Below are 16,558 nucleotides of genomic sequence, written 5' to 3' on the forward strand. Positions count from 1 at the left end.
AAATAGATGAAATGGCAAAATAACAACAAAACAGTACGCATTTTTAAATTCAATGATTAATAAATAAGGTTATTAATGGCTAAAGCGGCAAAAGTAGAGTTTGTTTGTACAGAGTGTGGCATGAACTATCAACGTTGGCAGGGGCAGTGTCGTTGCGGTGCGTGGAACACGTTAGCTGAATTTAAACCTTCAGCAGGGCAAAGTAAGAAAGCAACAGCGCGCTCAAGTGTTGGCGGTTATGCCGGAGGTATTGGTGGTGGTTCTAAAAAAATTAATGACATAGCGACCGTTGAAGCCGAAAAACAACTTACAGAAATAGGCGAGCTTGACCGTGTTTTAAGCGGGGGTGTTACTACGGGTTCTGTAAATATTATTTCGGGCGATCCGGGGGCGGGTAAAACAACGCTTTTATCTGACTTGGTAGCAAGAATGTCAAAGCGTATGCCGTCTCTTTACTGTACCGCTGAGGAGTCTTTGTCGCAGTTTAAAAATCGTGTTAACCGCTTAAAGTTAGACTATAACGCCAATGAGCTTTATTTGCTTTCAGAAACCAGCGTTGAGACCATTATTGAAGAGCTTGATAAAAATAAAATAAAGTTTGCAGTCATCGACTCCATTCAAGCCGTTGTTACAGACACTGCAAATGGCAGTCCAGGCTCTCCTTCGCAAGTTAAAAGTGCCGCTCAAGCATTAACTCAATATTGTAAGCAGAATGACGTGACCATGTTTATTATTGCTCACGTGAATAAAAATAACGAAATTGCAGGCCCGCAAACCTTGGTGCACATTGTTGATGCGCTATTACACATAGACACCAATGATGGACAAATTCGTACCTTACGTGCTAATAAAAACCGCTTTGGTGACATTGATACTGTGGGTATTTTTAAAATGTGTGAGCGTGGAATGTTAAGCGTAGACAACCCGAGTGAGATATTTTTATCGGGCTCGACGACTGAATCCCCGGGGTCGTCTATTACCTGTATCCGTAAAGGTAATCGGAATCTATTGCTTGAAATACAATGTTTAACAACAGAAACCGAGGCTGAATTTCCACAGCGTGTTTGTGTCGGTTTAAATATGAACCGCATAAAAATGCTCACAGGTATTTTACGTAAACATACAAAAACAAAAATATTTCACGATACCTTTTTTAATATTGTGGGTGGTTTAAAAATTGATGAATCAGAAACCTGTATAGATTTAGCACTTGTTACTGCGTTACTAAGTAGCTTGAACGAATTTGTTGTGCCTCGAACCACTTGTATTATGGGGGAGTTGAGTTTAAACGGTGATGTGCGCCCAATAGACAGCGGCGTACCACGAGTTAAAGAAGCTGCACAGCATGGTTTTACAGAAATATTTATCCCGTTTCGTAACTACCATAAATCTATGGAAGGCCTAGGCGCTAAAATAATTCCAGTAAAAACGGTACATGAGTTATTGAGCCTGATTAATTAACGCTTACAGCGACTGGTATGCAATGTTACTCTTGGGTTAATACAATTTTTATAAAAATAGAATAAGGAAATAACATGAAAAAATTAATTATAGCCGCAGCGATTATTGCCGCAGGTGTTGGCGGCGTTAGCTACGCTAACTATGTTGCAACCCAAGAGGTTCGTGCTGAAGTAGACAAGCAGCTGGCCATGGTGAGTGAGCAAACGGGTGCAACATTTAAATATGCTGGCTTATCTGCAAGTGTTATTTCAAAAAGTGTTGAAATTACAAGTATGGAAGTAATAAGCCCTGAGGGCGAGAGTGTAGCCAACGTTCAAAGTATTGAAGTTAAAGGCTACGAAACCGATAAAATTTCGCCGCATACATCGCTTGATGTAAAAAATCTGACACTCAGTAAAGACTTTATTGCCACACTGCCTGCTGACACAAATGCTATATTAGCGTCAGCAAGTTACAACCTGCATTCATCTTTAGATTATAATGAAGAGTCTGGTGAAAGCGATATGGTTGTAAAGCTCAATGCTAAAGATGTGATCAGTTTTAATATGGACATAGGACTAGCTAATTCTAAACCGCTTATGGATACGTCGCTTGCGATGAGCAAAGAACAAAAGCAAGCGGGTGATACCCCTCTAACTTATGAGCAGCAACTGCAACAGCAAACACGTATGATGCAAGCAATGAGCAAGCTTGAACCCCGTAACGCAAGCTTTGTTATAAATAACCAAGGTAAACTTAAAGAGTTATTAGAAAGTGAGCTTTCAAAGCAAGGTATGACTATTGAGCAAATGCAAGCAATGTTAGCCCAGCAGTTAGAGCAAGCGCCTGTAACTGAAGAAATAGCGAATGCGTTAACCAGCTTTGCCAGCGGTTTAAATTCGTTAACTGTTTCAGCAAAATTGCCTGAAGGCCAAACTATGATGGAAGTTAACCAGCAATTAATGATGCTAGCTGGTAAGCCAGAAGAACTGGTAAAGTTTATAAATTTAGAAGTTAAAGGCGACTAATCACGATAAGTCGTTAAATCATAATTTAAAAAGCCGCACTTGTTTAATCAAATGCGGCTTTTATTATAGATAATGTTTAGTGAAGAATACGCGCTCTAATTGTTCCTTCAACTGCACTTAGCTCTTTAAGCGCTACTTCAGAGTGGTCGGTATCAACGTCAATAACCACATAACCAATTGCTTCATCAGTTTGTAAGTACTGAGCCGCTATATTGATACCGTGCTGCGCAAACGCTTGGTTAATTTGCGTTAACACACCTGGACGGTTGTGGTGAACATGCAATAAGCGACTACGGTTAGCAAGCTCTGGCAGTGATACCTCAGGGAAGTTAACGGCGGTAATTGTAGAGCCGTTATCTGAATATTTAGCCAATTTACCTGCCACTTCAATGCCAATATTTTCTTGAGCTTCTTGAGTTGAACCACCAATATGCGGCGTTAAAATAACGTTATCGAAGTCGCGTAGTGGCGATACAAACTCTTCATCGTTAGATTTAGGTTCAACAGGGAACACATCAATTGCTGCACCACTTAGCTTTTTCTCGCTAAGTGATTCTGCAAGGGCGTCAATATCAACAACGGTGCCGCGAGAGGCGTTAATTAAAATAGCGCCTTGTTTCATTACCGCAAGCTCTGCCGAACCGATTAAGTTTTTGGTTTGTGGTGTTTCTGGCACATGCAAACTAATTACATCAGATCGCTGAAGTAGCTGAGTCAAGTTATGCACTTGTTTTGCATTACCCAGTGTTAGCTTATCTTCAATGTCGTAAAACTCGACGTTCATACCAATGTTTTCAGCCATAATACCTAGCTGAGTACCAATATGGCCGTAACCAATAATACCGAGCGTTTTACCACGGGCTTCAAATGAACCCGTTGCTGTTTTTAGCCACTCACCACGGTGAGCCGCAGCATTTCGCTCAGGTATACCGCGAAGTAAAAGCAGTATTTCACCAAGTACTAGCTCTGCAACAGAGCGTGTATTTGAAAATGGCGCATTAAATACAGCAATACCACGCTGGCGAGCGTTACTTAAGTCAACCTGGTTTGTGCCAATACAAAAACAACCAATGGCAATCAGCTTTTCTGCAGCATCTAAAACAGCTTCGTTAATATGAGTACGAGAACGCAGACCTACAAAGTGAGCGTCTTTAATACGTTCTTTAAGCTCGTCTTCAGGTAGCGATGTTTTAACGTAGTCTATATTGCTGTAACCATTTCGTTTTAGCGTTTCAACTGCGCTTTGGTGCACACCTTCAAGCAAGAGAATTTTAATTTTGTCTTTTGCTAACGATACCTTACTCATAACCTCATCCTATTTAATTTGAGGCCCATTTTTAGTGCCGATAATTACTTTATCAGCACCACGCATCGCAAATAGGCCATTGGTAACTACGCCAACAATTTGATTTATATCTGTCTCAAGTTGCTTAGCATTGGTAATATTTAAATTATATACGTCTAAAATAACGTTACCGTTATCGGTAACCACACCTTGGCGGTAGACTGGGTCGCCGCCTAACTTTAATAACTCACGTGCTACGTAGCTGCGCGCCATTGGAATAACTTCAACTGGAAGCGGAAATTCCCCCAATGTGTCCACTAGTTTAGTGTCATCAACAATACACACAAACTGCTTAGCAACTGCAGCCACAATTTTTTCACGGGTAAGTGCAGCACCACCGCCTTTAATCATTTCGTTTTGAGCGTTAATTTCATCCGCGCCGTCGATGTAAACATCGAGTGCATCGATATCGTTTAGCTCAAATACTTCAATACCGAGCTCTTTTAAACGCGCTGTAGAAGCTTCAGAGCTTGATACTGCACCTACCAAAGTGTCTTTAACTGTGCCAAGGGCATCAATAAAGTGATTAACGGTTGAGCCTGTGCCTACACCTACTATCGTGTTTTCTTTTACAAACTCGAGTGCAGCCCATGCTGCTGCTTTTTTTAATTCGTCTTGTGTCATTATTTTGTGCTCATGTATGTCAAACGTGTGCTGCAAGTATGCGAATAATCACATCACCAGCAGTAATTTTTGTTCGGTGTTATTATGGTTTTAAGCGGTACGTCCCAAGACTCTATTGGCAATACATCAACTTTTTGGCACTCATGTGCAAGGCCTATAAGTCGTGGTTTTTGCCAGTTTTCATCGTGTAAACGAGCCAGTGTTCTATCGTAAAACCCACCTCCCATTCCTAAGCGATTACCTTGATTATCAAATGCAACTAATGGCATAAGTAAGTAGTCCAGCTCGGGTAAAGGGCATATTTGACTGCAATTTAGCTTAGGTTCAAAGATACCATAGCGATTTGCCTTCATGGGTGAGTTTTTCTCATAGCGCTGAAACAGCAAAGTGGCGCCATTAAATGGGTGTATTACTGGTAGGTAAATAACGTGATTTAAGTTCCATAATTCTTTAATTAACAAGGAGGTATCAAGCTCTCCGTCGTTACTTAAATAAATGGCAATATGTTGGTTTTTAGCTGTTTTTTTTGTTTTTAAGTATTGAATAAAATTCATACTTAAAGATTGAGATGCTAAATTTTGCTGTTCATTAGACAAATTATTACGTAATTCGCGAATTGATTTTCTTATTTGGGCGCGTGAATCGCTCATTTTTCAAACTTACCAACTAATTAAAAAGCAAATAAAGCAGGAAACGCCAAGTACACCGCAAGTATAATAAGCAACGTAACAACCGTAGCTATTAACGAATAAAGCAATGCATTACTGCGTTTTTTAGGCTGAGTTATTAGTTCCTCGTCCAGTAATAGCTCTTCGTCTTGCCATTCGTCTTCATCTACTTCAGGGTTTTTTGTTTGGTTTTCAGGTAAGCGCTGCTCAAGGTCTTCGAGTTTTTCTTCTAGCCTGATTAAACTGCTGGTTATGTAGTCTAATGCGTCAAAAATACGCTCATCTCGCTGGCTATCACTTACCGTTTGAGTGGCTTTTTCAGTATTTGTCGATACAGCTTGAAGCTTACTTTTAATGCCCATTCCCACAAGTAGCTTAGCTTGTTTCAATGCTTTGTTTTTATCGCTAGGCGCAAATAAAGGCTTACCTTTAAAAAATAAGGCTACTTTTTCTTCTGAGATTTTTAGTTTTGCCGCCAGTGTTGTACACGCTGTTTTTGAGTCAACGTTATCAGCGAGTCCAGCAAACATAACGCGAAAGTGATCGGTCATTTAAATATCCCTAAAGCTTTATAATTAAATGAGTATATACCTAAAGTATAAAAAAGTTCGAGGACCAATTAATAGTTATTTTTTAAACTATGAATTAGCGTTGCGTTACATAATTGCTAGCTATAAAAAAGGCCCTTAAAAGGGCCGTTTTTTTGCTTTAGTCTTAAAGACCCGCTGCTGCGCGAAGTGCGTCAGCTTTATCTGTGCGTTCCCATGGGAATTCGTCACGGCCAAAGTGGCCGTAAGCTGCAGTAGGAAGGTAGATAGGGCGCTCTAAATCAAGCATTTGAATTAAGCCGTAAGGGCGTAGGTCAAAATGTTCACGAATTAATTCGATTAAACGTGCTTCTTCTAATTTACCAGTACCAAAGGTTTCAACACTGATAGAGGTTGGCTCAGCAACACCTATTGCGTAAGATACTTGTAATTCACACTTATCAGCAAGGCCAGCAGCCACTACGTTTTTAGCGACGTAACGTGCAGCGTATGCAGCTGAACGGTCAACTTTTGATGGATCTTTACCAGAGAAAGCACCACCACCGTGACGTGCCATACCGCCGTATGTATCAACAATGATTTTACGACCTGTTAAACCACAGTCACCCATTGGACCACCAATTACAAATCGGCCTGTTGGGTTAATAAAAAACTTAGTTGCGCTTGTGATTAGTTCAGCAGGAAGTACTGGCTTGATGATGGTTTCCATCACAGCTTCTACTAAATCGTTTTGAGAGATGTCTTCGCTGTGCTGAGTTGACAGAACAACCGCATCAATACCTACTGGCTTACCGTTTTCGTATGCAAAAGTAACTTGAGATTTTGCATCTGGACGTAACCAGTTAAGCTCGCCGCTTTTACGTACTTGTGCTTGACGTTGAACTAAACGGTGAGAATACGTAATAGGTGCAGGCATTAACACTTCAGTTTCGTTACATGCGTAACCAAACATTAAGCCTTGGTCACCAGCGCCTTGTTCTTCTGGGCTAGTACGGTCAACACCTTGGTTAATGTCTGGAGACTGTTTACCAATGGTGTTTAAAATTGCACACGAGTCAGCATCAAAACCCATGTCTGAATGTGTGTAGCCAATTTCACGTACTGTTTTACGCGTAATCTCTTCTATATCAACCCATGCGCTAGTAGTGATTTCACCACCAACCATAACCATACCTGTTTTCACGTATGTTTCGCACGCAACGCGGGCATGAGAGTCTTGCTCTAGGATAGCATCAAGAACCGCATCAGAGATTTGGTCGGCGATTTTATCCGGATGACCTTCAGAAACAGATTCAGAAGTAAATAAATGTTTTGCCATTGTAATTATGCTCACAAATATTGCGCTTCACAAACGTCGGTATTAGCGCTAAAAAATTAAGGGGCGTATTTTATCTAAAACGAAACACCTTGCATAGTGTTTTTACGCCTAGACGTCTAAATTAAATTAGTTATGACATTATGGTCTTAAAAAATATTCATAATACCTCATTTTTATAGGGTTTTTAATTGCACACAGCCCCCACAATAAGTAAGAATGGTCGCAATAAAAGTGCTCTTGTAACTTGAGTACATAAACGAACACATAAATACCCGCGCAAATACATATATAAGGTAGGAGAATTCATGCCATCTCGCAAAGAACTTGCAAATGCTATTCGCGTCTTGTCAATGGACGCAGTACAAAAGGCCAAATCTGGTCACCCTGGAGCCCCTATGGGCATGGCTGATATCGCAGAAGTATTATGGCGCGATTATCTAAAACATAATCCATCAAATCCAGAGTGGGCAGACCGAGATCGATTTATACTGTCAAACGGCCACGGTTCAATGCTTATCTATTCTTTATTGCACTTAAGTGGTTATGATTTACCGTTGGACGAAATTAAAAACTTCCGTCAAATGCACTCTAAAACACCAGGCCACCCAGAATACGGTTATGCGCCAGGTATCGAGACCACTACGGGCCCACTAGGCCAAGGGATCACAAATGCGGTAGGCATGGCAATTGCTGAAAAAGCGCTTGCGGCACAATTTAACCGTGAAGGTCACGACATTGTTGATCACCATACCTATGCATTCATGGGCGACGGTTGTTTAATGGAAGGCATTTCGCATGAAGCCTGTTCGCTTGCCGGCACATTAGGCCTAGGCAAGCTGGTTGCTTTTTGGGATGACAACGGCATTTCTATTGATGGTGAAGTTGAAGGTTGGTTTAGCGATGACACACCAGCACGTTTTAAAGCGTACGGCTGGCACGTAATTAGTGACGTTGATGGCCACGACAGCGATGCAGTAAGTGCTGCAATTAGCGAAGCAAAAAGCGTGACTGATAAACCAACACTAATTTGTTGTAAAACAATTATTGGTTACGGTTCACCGAATAAATCGGGTAGCCACGACTGTCACGGTGCACCACTTGGCGATGAGGAAATTAAAGCATCGCGTGAGTTTTTAGGTTGGACGGGCGATGCATTTGAAATCCCTGAAGACATTTACGCACAGTGGGATGGAAAAGCTAAAGGCCAAGAGCTTGAATCAAGCTGGGACGAAAAGTTTGCAGCCTATGCAAAAGCATTCCCAGAGCTTGCAGCTGAGTACAAACGCCGTACAAATTCAGATTTACCTGCCGATTGGGCTGAAAAGTCACAAGCGTATATTGAGCAGTTACAAGCAAACCCGGCAAATCCAGCATCTCGTAAAGCGTCACAAAATGCATTAAATGCATTTGGTCCATTATTACCAGAATTTATGGGTGGCTCTGCCGATTTAGCAGGTTCAAACTTAACAATTTGGGAAGGCTCTAAAGGCCTAACAGCGGACGATGCAAGTGGTAACTACGTTTACTACGGTGTGCGTGAGTTTGGTATGTCGGCAATTATGAACGGTATTGCACTTCATAAAGGCTTTATTCCTTACGGTGCAACATTCTTAATGTTTATGGAATACGCACGCAACGCGGTTCGTATGGCTGCATTAATGAAGCAACCAAGTATTTTTGTATACACGCACGATTCAATTGGTTTAGGTGAAGATGGTCCAACTCACCAACCAGTAGAGCAAATTGCCAGCATGCGTTTAACGCCTAACCTTTATAACTGGCGCCCGTGTGACCAAGTTGAGTCAGCAATTGCATGGCAACAAGCTATTGAACGTAAAGACGGTCCTACATCGTTAATATTCACACGCCAAGGTCTTGAGCAACAGGCGCGTGACGCACAACAGCTAAGCGACGTCAAAAAGGGTGGTTACATCCTTAGCTGTGACGGCAACCCAGAGCTAATTATTATTGCAACCGGTTCTGAGGTGCAATTAGCACAAGATTCAGCTACTGAATTACGCAGCCAAGGTAAAAAGGTACGTGTTGTATCTATGCCATGTACTGATGCATTTGAAGATCAATCGCCTGAGTACAAAGAAAGCGTATTACCAGCAAGCGTTTCACGTCGCGTAGCGGTAGAGGCAGGTATTGCTGATTACTGGTACAAGTATGTAGGCCTAAATGGCGCCGTAGTCGGTATGACCACCTTTGGTGAGTCTGCACCAGCTAACGAGTTGTTTGAGCACTTTGGCTTTACGGTTGAAAACATTGTAAGTAAAGCAAACGCACTTTTTTAATCGTTTTTGATTAAATAAGTTAAGTAACTTAAAAACCCGCTAATGTGCGGGTTTTTTTATGCCCATATATGAAACAACTTCATCTTATACCAATCCGCTTAATTAAGTGATCTATTTTGAGAATAGATAAACGTGTTGATAGCTAGGCAAAAAATTCGTTATTTAGTTGTTCTAAATGAGGATTTTTTAACGCAGATAGCGACACTTTTAGACCCTAAAAATGATTAAGCATTATTGCGAATTGGTATTAAGCGTTACTGCTTTTCTTGCAAGAAAGTAAGCTATCAGGCAAGGTAGTGCGATAAAATTTATAAATAAAGATCTTTAAATTAATAGCAGGAGCTAAAATGTCTCAGTTTGAAAATGTAAGCGTAGTTAAAAAGGCCAACGTGTATTTTGACGGTAAAGTGTCAAGCCGTACGGTTGTATTTAGCGATGGAACTACCAAAACATTAGGCTTTATGCAGCCGGGTGAGTTTGTATTCGATACCAGTAAAAAAGAACTCATGGAGCTTTTAGGTGGCCAGTGGGATATTTTATTACCAGGCGAGAGTGAGTGGAAAACATTTAACGCGGGCGAGTCGTTTAATGTAGACGCTAACGTAAGCTTTAAAGTAAAAGTAATTGATTTTGCCGACTACTGTTGCTCGTACACAGATTAATAGCTAGCACAGCTAGACGTCTGAAAGCCCATGATTTATGGGCTTTGCATAAACTTTGCTCAACACATGATTTAAATCACCAAAAACCGCAAATAAACCTCAAATATCTCTCTTTTTTCCTTGTGTTAATCTAAATAGCCCCCAATACTATTTATGAGGTAACAAATAAAAGGATACCCTATGAAAATTAATCTTTCTGGTCACCATGTTGAAGTTACTGACTCTATTAGAGAGCACATCAACGAAAAATTTTCTAAAATTGAGAGCCACTTTCCATCACTTATTTCTCTCGATATGATCTTGTCTAAAGAGCATCATAAAATCCAAGCCGAAATTAGCACTAATTACGAAGGTGCGCGAATATCAGTAAAAGGGGAAAACGAAGTAATGTACCCAGCTATTGCAAGCGCAGCTAAAAAACTCGATGCAGCACTAAAACATCGAAAAGGGCAAATAAAAGCAAATTTACACGAAAAGCCTGTAAGTACAACGCCAGAAATAGCGCACGAAATCATCCAAGAGATGGAACTAAAATAATTTTTAGTCCCAAAGTACTATAAAAAAGAGCCTTACGGCTCTTTTTTATTGCCTTTAATTTAGGTAAGTTATGCAGCCTTCGGTGTTATTAATTGTGAAAATTAATAACCAGAGTGAATAACACACATAATTTGAGAAATTAATGCAGCAAACACACACTTCTTGGAAATCTCACTTAGGCGCACTAGGCCCTGGTATCTTAATGGCAACTGCAGCAATTGGCGGGTCTCACTTAGTTGCATCTACTCAGGCTGGCGCGCTATTTGGCTGGCAACTATTTTGGTTAATACTGGCTGTTAACGTATTAAAATATCCGTTTTTTCGCTTTGGTATGGAATATACCTTAGCCACTAAAAACAGTTTAGTAGAAGGCTATAAAAACAAAGGCCCGGTGTATTTTTATAGTTTTATAGGCCTAAACATACTCGCAGCAGTTGTTAATACCGCAGGCGTATTACTACTTACCGCCAGCTTACTGCATTACGCACTGCCTGTAGTGATAGAGGTAACCCTGCTATGTTGGATATTGCTCGGTGTGTGCTTAGCCATATTATTGTTAGGGCACTTTAAAGCGCTCGACAGCGTTGCCAAAGGCATAATGGGGTTATTAACACTGGCTACTGTTATTGCGCTAGTTATCGCATTTAGTAATGGCCCAATGGCGCCAGCTGACTACATTGGCCCGTCACCGTACGAACTTACTATGCTCAGCTTTATGGTCGCGTTAATGGGTTGGATGCCAGCACCCATAGAAATATCAGCCCTTAGTTCGCTGTGGCTTAAAGAAAAACAAACTCAGCAAGCGGTCACTAAAAGCCAAGGCTTGTTTGATTTTAACGTAGGCTATTGGCTAACAGCCTGCTTAGCATTGGTATTTTTTAGCTTAGGTGTGCTGGTGCAATACGGGCAAAGCAGCAGTATTGAGCTTGGCGGTGTTGCCTTTGCTAAACAGCTTATTGATATGTATGCACTGACTATTGGCGAGTGGGCAAGGCCGCTTGTATCAGCCATTGCGTTTTTATGTATGTTTGGCACTACACTCACCGTGCTTGATGGCTACGCACGTACACTTAACGAGTCACATAAATTACTTGGTTTTAAGCAATCTAAACACAGTTTAAATATTTGGTTAGTACTGCAAGCCTTTGCCGGTATGGCCGTTATTTTATTTTTTAAATCGGCCCTGGGGCCAATGCTTACTTTTGCCATGACACTTGCTTTTGTCACTACCCCCGTTTTTGCATGGCTTAACTTTAGCCTTGTGAGATCAGAGCCCGCCATTAAACACAGCGTACTATTGCGCAGCTTAACGTGGTTAGGCTTAGTGTATTTAGTTGGTTTTGCTGTTGCGTTTGTGGTGTGGAGGTTGATGTGATTTCAGGTTCGAGGTGAAATGTGCAAATTAAAACGATCTACATAGTATTTGTTTAGGGAGGAAGCATCAAAATACTGCGGTGTTTCCATAGTTATTAATTAGCAACATATAGTTTTTAAAACTTCTATCATAGTGAGAAAAACGACCAAGATTACTCTTGTTTTTTTGCACATAAACTGGGTTGTTTTAAACAATATATTAAGCCGCATGCTAAAGCGGAATGAATAAGTTTTTGTAATTTCATGTGATTACACAAACTTATTCTAAGGCTGTAAGAACAATAATGGCTAGATGCTCATTTAACTCGTTCCAGCTTTGCCTTGCTTATAACAATCGTGATATGAGTTTTTTATCGCCTATATATGTTAGAAAACTATTGGCCAACACGCTTTAATAATAACTAAAGTTTGAAAACCTACGAACGCCTGCTTAACTATGAGTAGTCCTATTGGCAATTAATAAATGATATGGTAGTTAGGTTGTGGCTTTAACATTATGACTTTAAGGGGAGTATTAAAATGGCAAAGTATGAAGAGCATACAAGCTCACTAAGCGCAGTGGCTCCTTATATGATTGTAGGAGCAATTATCGGTTCAGTTATCGGTTTTGTAGGTAGTATATTTTTCGACTTTCTACCTTTTAGTATACCGGGTGGTATCGCGATTGGTATCGGTATTGGCTTGGCTATTGGCTCACCGAGTGACTCTGATATTAAGTAAATGCCAATGTAAAATCTAAAATAAGCCTCATGGCGGGCTGCCTATACAACTAAACTCTACTCGTTGTTTCATATAGAAGATAAGAAGTACTATTATTGTAAATAATTTTCCATTCGTCATGAACTGTTAAACTCCTAACATCGATGCGTTTTGTACATATGACTCTTTAGCAAAAAGCCACTCATTATAAGGAAATCAAAAAACTAAATTTTTTTACATGAATAATATTGCTAACTTTTAGCAATGGCAATTTGCTGTTTTTTAATTTTTTAACCTTGTATCGACGCGCGTTCCTACTCTGCAGTGGTAGCATATGTTCTTGCGATTAACAGAAACTACTTTTAATGGGCTTTTAGGTTTTACTATGCTCAACCTTGCTTATGTAAAAATAACTACCTGTAGCACTGTTAACTCAGTTCTTTTATCGCTCGACTTATCCCATCCAAGCTCAGCGCGTACATGCGATTGTTCATTAGCTCTTTTATAAAGCCAATTGATTGATAGTACGGCCAGTGTTCAACGGGTTGTGGGTTGAGCCAGGCGACTTTATCAAAGTGGTTTGTTATACGCTGTAACCATGCACTGCCGGGCTCTTCGTTGTAATGTTCTACCGAGCCGCCAGGGTAGGCTATTTCGTATGGGCCCATAGTGGCATCACCCACAAATATGACTTTGTAGTCGCTGGTAAATTTATTAATCAGCGTCATGGTGTCTATTACGTTTGAATGGCGGCGTTGGTTATCCTGCCAAACGTGTTCGTATAAACAGTTATGAAAGTAGTAAAACTCTAAATGCTTAAATTCACTGTGGGCTGCGCTAAATAATTCTTCGCAGGTATGAATGTAGTCATCCATTGAGCCGCCAATATCAAACAGCATTAATACTTTTACCGCATTGTGGCGCTCGGGTGCCATTTTTACATCTAGCATGCCGCCTTGCTTGGCGGTTGCGCGAATGGTCTCGTTTAAATCCAGGGTGTCACTTGCGCCGGTGCGGGCAAATTTGCGTAGCTTTTTAAGGGCGAGTTTTATAGTGCGTGAGCCAATTTCGCGGTCTGAATCTAAATTGCGGTATTCGCGCTTGTCCCACACTTTTACCGCTTGGCGATTGCGGTTGCCGTCTTGTCCTATACGCACGCCCTCAGGGTTATAACCATACGCGCCAAAAGGAGATGTACCGCCGGTGCCTACCCATTTATTACCGCCTGCGTGGCGTTTTTGTTGCTCTTCTAAACGCTCTTTCAGGGTTTTCATAAGCTCGTCGAGCCCACCCATGGCTTTTAGTTGGGCTTTTTCTTCATCGCTTAGGTTTTTTTCAAACTCTTTGCGTAGCCAATCTTCAGGTAAGTTGTGCTGCTGCTTTAAACTCTCGAGTAGGTCTAAGTCGGCAATACCGCTAAAGTAGTCGCTAAAGGCTTTATCAAACCTATCAAAATGGGTTTCGTCTTTTACCATTATGGTGCGCGCTAAATGGTAAAACGCGTCTACGTCGGCAAATATAACGCCTTTTTTTAAGGCGTTAATTAAATCGAGTAGTTCGCGCAGGCTTACCGGTAAACGGTATTCACGTAATTTGAAGAAAAACGCAATCAACATATTAACGGCGGCTCATAAACGCGAGTTTTTCGATGAGGCTTATGTCTTGCTCATTTTTAAGCAGTGCGCCAAACATCGGCATTAAGCCGCCTTTTTGGCTTTTGTCGTGCAATGTTTTAGCGTCTATATCCTCTGCCATTAAAAGTTTTAACCAATCCAGTAATTCGCTGGTGGAGGGCTTCTTTTTAAGGCCGTTGGCTTCACGTAAGTTAAAAAATACTTCTAATGCTTGGCGTACTAAATCTTGTTTAACGTTAGGGTAATGTACATCAACAATTTGCTGCATTTCCTCGCTGCTTGGAAAGTCAATATAATGAAAAAAACAGCGGCGTAAAAAGGCATCAGGCAGCTCTTTTTCGTTATTTGAAGTGATAATCACAATAGGGCGCTCTTTTGCGATAATGCGCTCACCTGTTTCGTAAACGTGAAACTCCATTTTATCAAGTTCGAGCAGCAAATCGTTTGGAAACTCAATGTCGGCTTTGTCTATTTCGTCAATGAGTAAAACTGGGCGTTTGCCGTTAAGCTCGGCATAGGTAAATGCTTGCCACAGCTTACCTTTAACAATGTAGTTGCCAATATCATGCACGCGCTCATCGCCTAGCTGGCTGTCACGCAAACGCGATACGGCATCGTATTCGTATAAACCTTGCTGTGCTTTGGTGGTCGATTTAATGTGCCACTGAATAAGCTCGGTGTCTAAACTTTTCGCAAGCTCTTCGGCCAGCATAGTTTTGCCTGTACCAGGTTCACCTTTAATAAGTAATGGTTTTTCAAGCATAATAGCAGCATTTACAGCCTGTTTTAGCGAGCTGCTTGCGATGTAATTGTCAGTAGAATTAAATTGCACGGTGTACCCTTGTCTGGTCTGAGCAGTATTGAATGGGGTTATAATGCCACAGTTAATCTGCAGGTCCAAGGTAGGCAAAACGAGGTATAGTTTTGCCCTCTTTTTCAACGGTTTCTAAAAACATACTAAGTGGTCGTGCCCAAATACCGAACTCACCATATAAGGCTTGGTATATCACCAATTGTTCGTCTGTTTCGCTATGTGTTGCCTGATATAAAACTTTGTACTGCGGGCCTTTGTAGTGTTGGTATAAACCCAGTTTTAGTGCTGTAGTCATGCTTCAATCTCTTGTATAATTTGTGTTTGCACTTTTAATGCTAACTAATTTGCCAATATTATGAACTATATTTCGTTAGATGATTACAGAAAAGCGTGGGTTTTTCGCCATAAAGACATTCCGGTATCAAGTGATGACGCAGCTAAAATAAAACCAATGAGCGACGAGCGCGCTGCTGTGCTTTGGAGCACAATGGTAAGCCGGGAGTTTGACCACCCCGACTTTTTTGATGAAAGTATGTGGTGCGGTCAAGATAAAAGCTTTAGTGATGAAGTTAACTGGGAAGCAGCTTGGGAAAATGGCGATGATTTACCACCTCAAGAAATTTTAGAGTTTTTAGGGTGGGAAGCAAATACCACGGTATATTTCTGTATGGCGCGCGATAATGTTATTGAAACAACGTTTGACGTATTTAAACGTAATTGGCAAAACTTTATGTTTTTAGCCGATGGCAGTTTACTAGTTGGTAAAAAGCGCAACAGTGTTGTGCAATTTTTAGAGTCGGGTAAAGCTAAGTTAGGTGAAAAACCAAGCGCTTAATTTATTATGTGTGCTTAAAAACTATTCAGTACTATGTTATAAAACAGTTATCTGAATGTTTTTGAGTAAAGCAATTGGTCGCGAAAAATCAGTCACTTGGTGAACAGCAGCAAGTTGAAATTTGGCAAACTGATGCGCAAAAGGCGCTTTATGCGCAGTTGTGCAATGCATTTTATCAGCGAGAAGTTCAGCGGTTAGTCGCCGAACCTAATGCCGATAAGCTGCGTAGGCAGTTAAAAAGTTTGCCTTATTACATTGAACGAGCTGCATCGCTTGTAGTAAACGGGCATTCGCCTTTTACGCTTGATGCACAAAATGGCTCGTGGCTCGAAAAACAAAAAGCAACGCCGCCCGATGTAAATAAACAAGCCAATGAACTTTTTTTTCAAGCGCATGCCAAAGTGGGACTAATTGTTCCGGTGATAGTAAACCAGTATGACAAATTACACCTTAGGATAGACAGTATTGATCAGGTGTCTGAAAACAAGTTGCATTGCAACGAGCTAGGGTGGTTTGATTTTTTAGGCAATGGCCTAGAGCAGCAATATGCACAACTTTTAAAGCCAAGTAAGTTGAATTTAGCTGCAGCGTGCTGTGGGCATCAGTGGCAGTTTTCAAAGCGTTGCACACCACGTGTATTATCATTACGTGAAATGCTACTGGCAGGTAACATTAATTGGCGCAATATAAAACGCCCATTAGCTTAGTTAAGTTAAAACTTTTAAATTATTAAAT

General features: G+C 40.9%; 17 protein-coding genes. 9 read left to right on the top strand and 8 right to left on the bottom strand.

What is annotated here, in order from left to right:
- Window positions 1-75: 75 nt before the first annotated feature.
- Complete coding sequence (gene radA / locus ATS72_RS15130) at window positions 76-1,461, top strand: DNA repair protein RadA (protein ID WP_058428469.1); 1,386 nt, start codon at window positions 76-78, stop codon at window positions 1,459-1,461.
- A 74-nt stretch (window positions 1,462-1,535) separates the two neighbouring features.
- A complete protein-coding gene (locus ATS72_RS15135) occupies window positions 1,536-2,468 on the top strand; it encodes a hypothetical protein (RefSeq protein WP_058428470.1) in 933 nt (310 codons plus the stop codon).
- Between the two features lie 76 nt (window positions 2,469-2,544).
- Here ATS72_RS15135 and serA read toward each other — a convergent pair whose 3' ends face one another.
- From serA to metK, 5 genes are all read right to left on the bottom strand, one after another.
- Window positions 2,545-3,774: a phosphoglycerate dehydrogenase gene (gene serA / locus ATS72_RS15140; protein WP_006791939.1), complete on the bottom strand. Its 1,230-nt coding sequence runs from the start codon at window positions 3,772-3,774 to the stop codon at window positions 2,545-2,547.
- A 9-nt stretch (window positions 3,775-3,783) separates the two neighbouring features.
- Window positions 3,784-4,437, bottom strand: a complete 654-nt coding sequence (rpiA, locus tag ATS72_RS15145; protein ID WP_058428471.1) for a ribose-5-phosphate isomerase RpiA — start codon at window positions 4,435-4,437, stop codon at window positions 3,784-3,786.
- A 53-nt stretch (window positions 4,438-4,490) separates the two neighbouring features.
- On the bottom strand, window positions 4,491-5,087 hold the full coding sequence (locus tag ATS72_RS15150) for a 5-formyltetrahydrofolate cyclo-ligase (protein ID WP_058428472.1): 597 nt from the start codon (window positions 5,085-5,087) through the stop codon (window positions 4,491-4,493).
- Between the two features lie 20 nt (window positions 5,088-5,107).
- Window positions 5,108-5,656 carry a hypothetical protein gene (locus tag ATS72_RS15155; protein WP_058428473.1) on the bottom strand — a complete coding sequence of 183 codons (549 nt, stop codon included), beginning with the start codon at window positions 5,654-5,656 and terminating at the stop codon, window positions 5,108-5,110.
- A gap of 163 nt (window positions 5,657-5,819) precedes the next feature.
- Window positions 5,820-6,971 carry a methionine adenosyltransferase gene (metK, locus tag ATS72_RS15160; RefSeq protein WP_006791943.1) on the bottom strand — a complete coding sequence of 384 codons (1,152 nt, stop codon included), beginning with the start codon at window positions 6,969-6,971 and terminating at the stop codon, window positions 5,820-5,822.
- 305 nt (window positions 6,972-7,276) lie between these two features.
- On the opposite strand from metK, the gene tkt reads away from it, so the two are divergent.
- From tkt to ATS72_RS15185, 5 genes are all read left to right on the top strand, one after another.
- Window positions 7,277-9,268, top strand: coding sequence for a transketolase (tkt, locus tag ATS72_RS15165; RefSeq protein WP_058428474.1), 1,992 nt, complete (start codon window positions 7,277-7,279; stop codon window positions 9,266-9,268).
- A 347-nt stretch (window positions 9,269-9,615) separates the two neighbouring features.
- A complete protein-coding gene (ppnP, locus tag ATS72_RS15170; RefSeq protein WP_058428475.1) occupies window positions 9,616-9,930 on the top strand; it encodes a pyrimidine/purine nucleoside phosphorylase in 315 nt (104 codons plus the stop codon).
- Between the two features lie 180 nt (window positions 9,931-10,110).
- On the top strand, window positions 10,111-10,467 hold the full coding sequence (gene hpf, locus ATS72_RS15175; RefSeq protein ID WP_006791946.1) for a ribosome hibernation-promoting factor, HPF/YfiA family: 357 nt from the start codon (window positions 10,111-10,113) through the stop codon (window positions 10,465-10,467).
- 142 nt (window positions 10,468-10,609) lie between these two features.
- Window positions 10,610-11,842, top strand: a complete 1,233-nt coding sequence (locus tag ATS72_RS15180; RefSeq protein WP_058428476.1) for an NRAMP family divalent metal transporter — start codon at window positions 10,610-10,612, stop codon at window positions 11,840-11,842.
- A gap of 518 nt (window positions 11,843-12,360) precedes the next feature.
- Complete coding sequence (locus tag ATS72_RS15185) at window positions 12,361-12,561, top strand: hypothetical protein (RefSeq protein ID WP_058428477.1); 201 nt, start codon at window positions 12,361-12,363, stop codon at window positions 12,559-12,561.
- Between the two features lie 407 nt (window positions 12,562-12,968).
- Here the strand turns inward: ATS72_RS15185 and ATS72_RS15190 are convergent, their stop codons facing one another.
- From ATS72_RS15190 to ATS72_RS15200, 3 genes are read right to left on the bottom strand one after another with little or no spacing between them, the layout of a single operon-like run.
- Window positions 12,969-14,156: a vWA domain-containing protein gene (locus ATS72_RS15190; protein ID WP_058428478.1), complete on the bottom strand. Its 1,188-nt coding sequence runs from the start codon at window positions 14,154-14,156 to the stop codon at window positions 12,969-12,971.
- A 1-nt stretch (window position 14,157) separates the two neighbouring features.
- A complete protein-coding gene (locus tag ATS72_RS15195; RefSeq protein WP_058428479.1) occupies window positions 14,158-15,006 on the bottom strand; it encodes an AAA family ATPase in 849 nt (282 codons plus the stop codon).
- A gap of 52 nt (window positions 15,007-15,058) precedes the next feature.
- Window positions 15,059-15,283 carry a DUF1653 domain-containing protein gene (locus ATS72_RS15200; protein WP_006791952.1) on the bottom strand — a complete coding sequence of 75 codons (225 nt, stop codon included), beginning with the start codon at window positions 15,281-15,283 and terminating at the stop codon, window positions 15,059-15,061.
- 60 nt (window positions 15,284-15,343) lie between these two features.
- Here ATS72_RS15200 and ATS72_RS15205 point away from each other — a divergent pair, with 60 nt between their 5' ends.
- Entirely contained in the window at window positions 15,344-15,823 is a 480-nt protein-coding gene (locus tag ATS72_RS15205) for a DUF2947 domain-containing protein (protein WP_058428480.1), read from the top strand.
- A 74-nt stretch (window positions 15,824-15,897) separates the two neighbouring features.
- Window positions 15,898-16,530, top strand: coding sequence for a hypothetical protein (locus ATS72_RS15210; RefSeq protein ID WP_058428481.1), 633 nt, complete (start codon window positions 15,898-15,900; stop codon window positions 16,528-16,530).
- Window positions 16,531-16,558 lie beyond the last annotated feature (28 nt).

It is taken from the genome of Pseudoalteromonas sp. 13-15, assembly GCF_001468205.2.
Lineage (GTDB): Bacteria > Pseudomonadota > Gammaproteobacteria > Enterobacterales > Alteromonadaceae > Pseudoalteromonas > Pseudoalteromonas marina.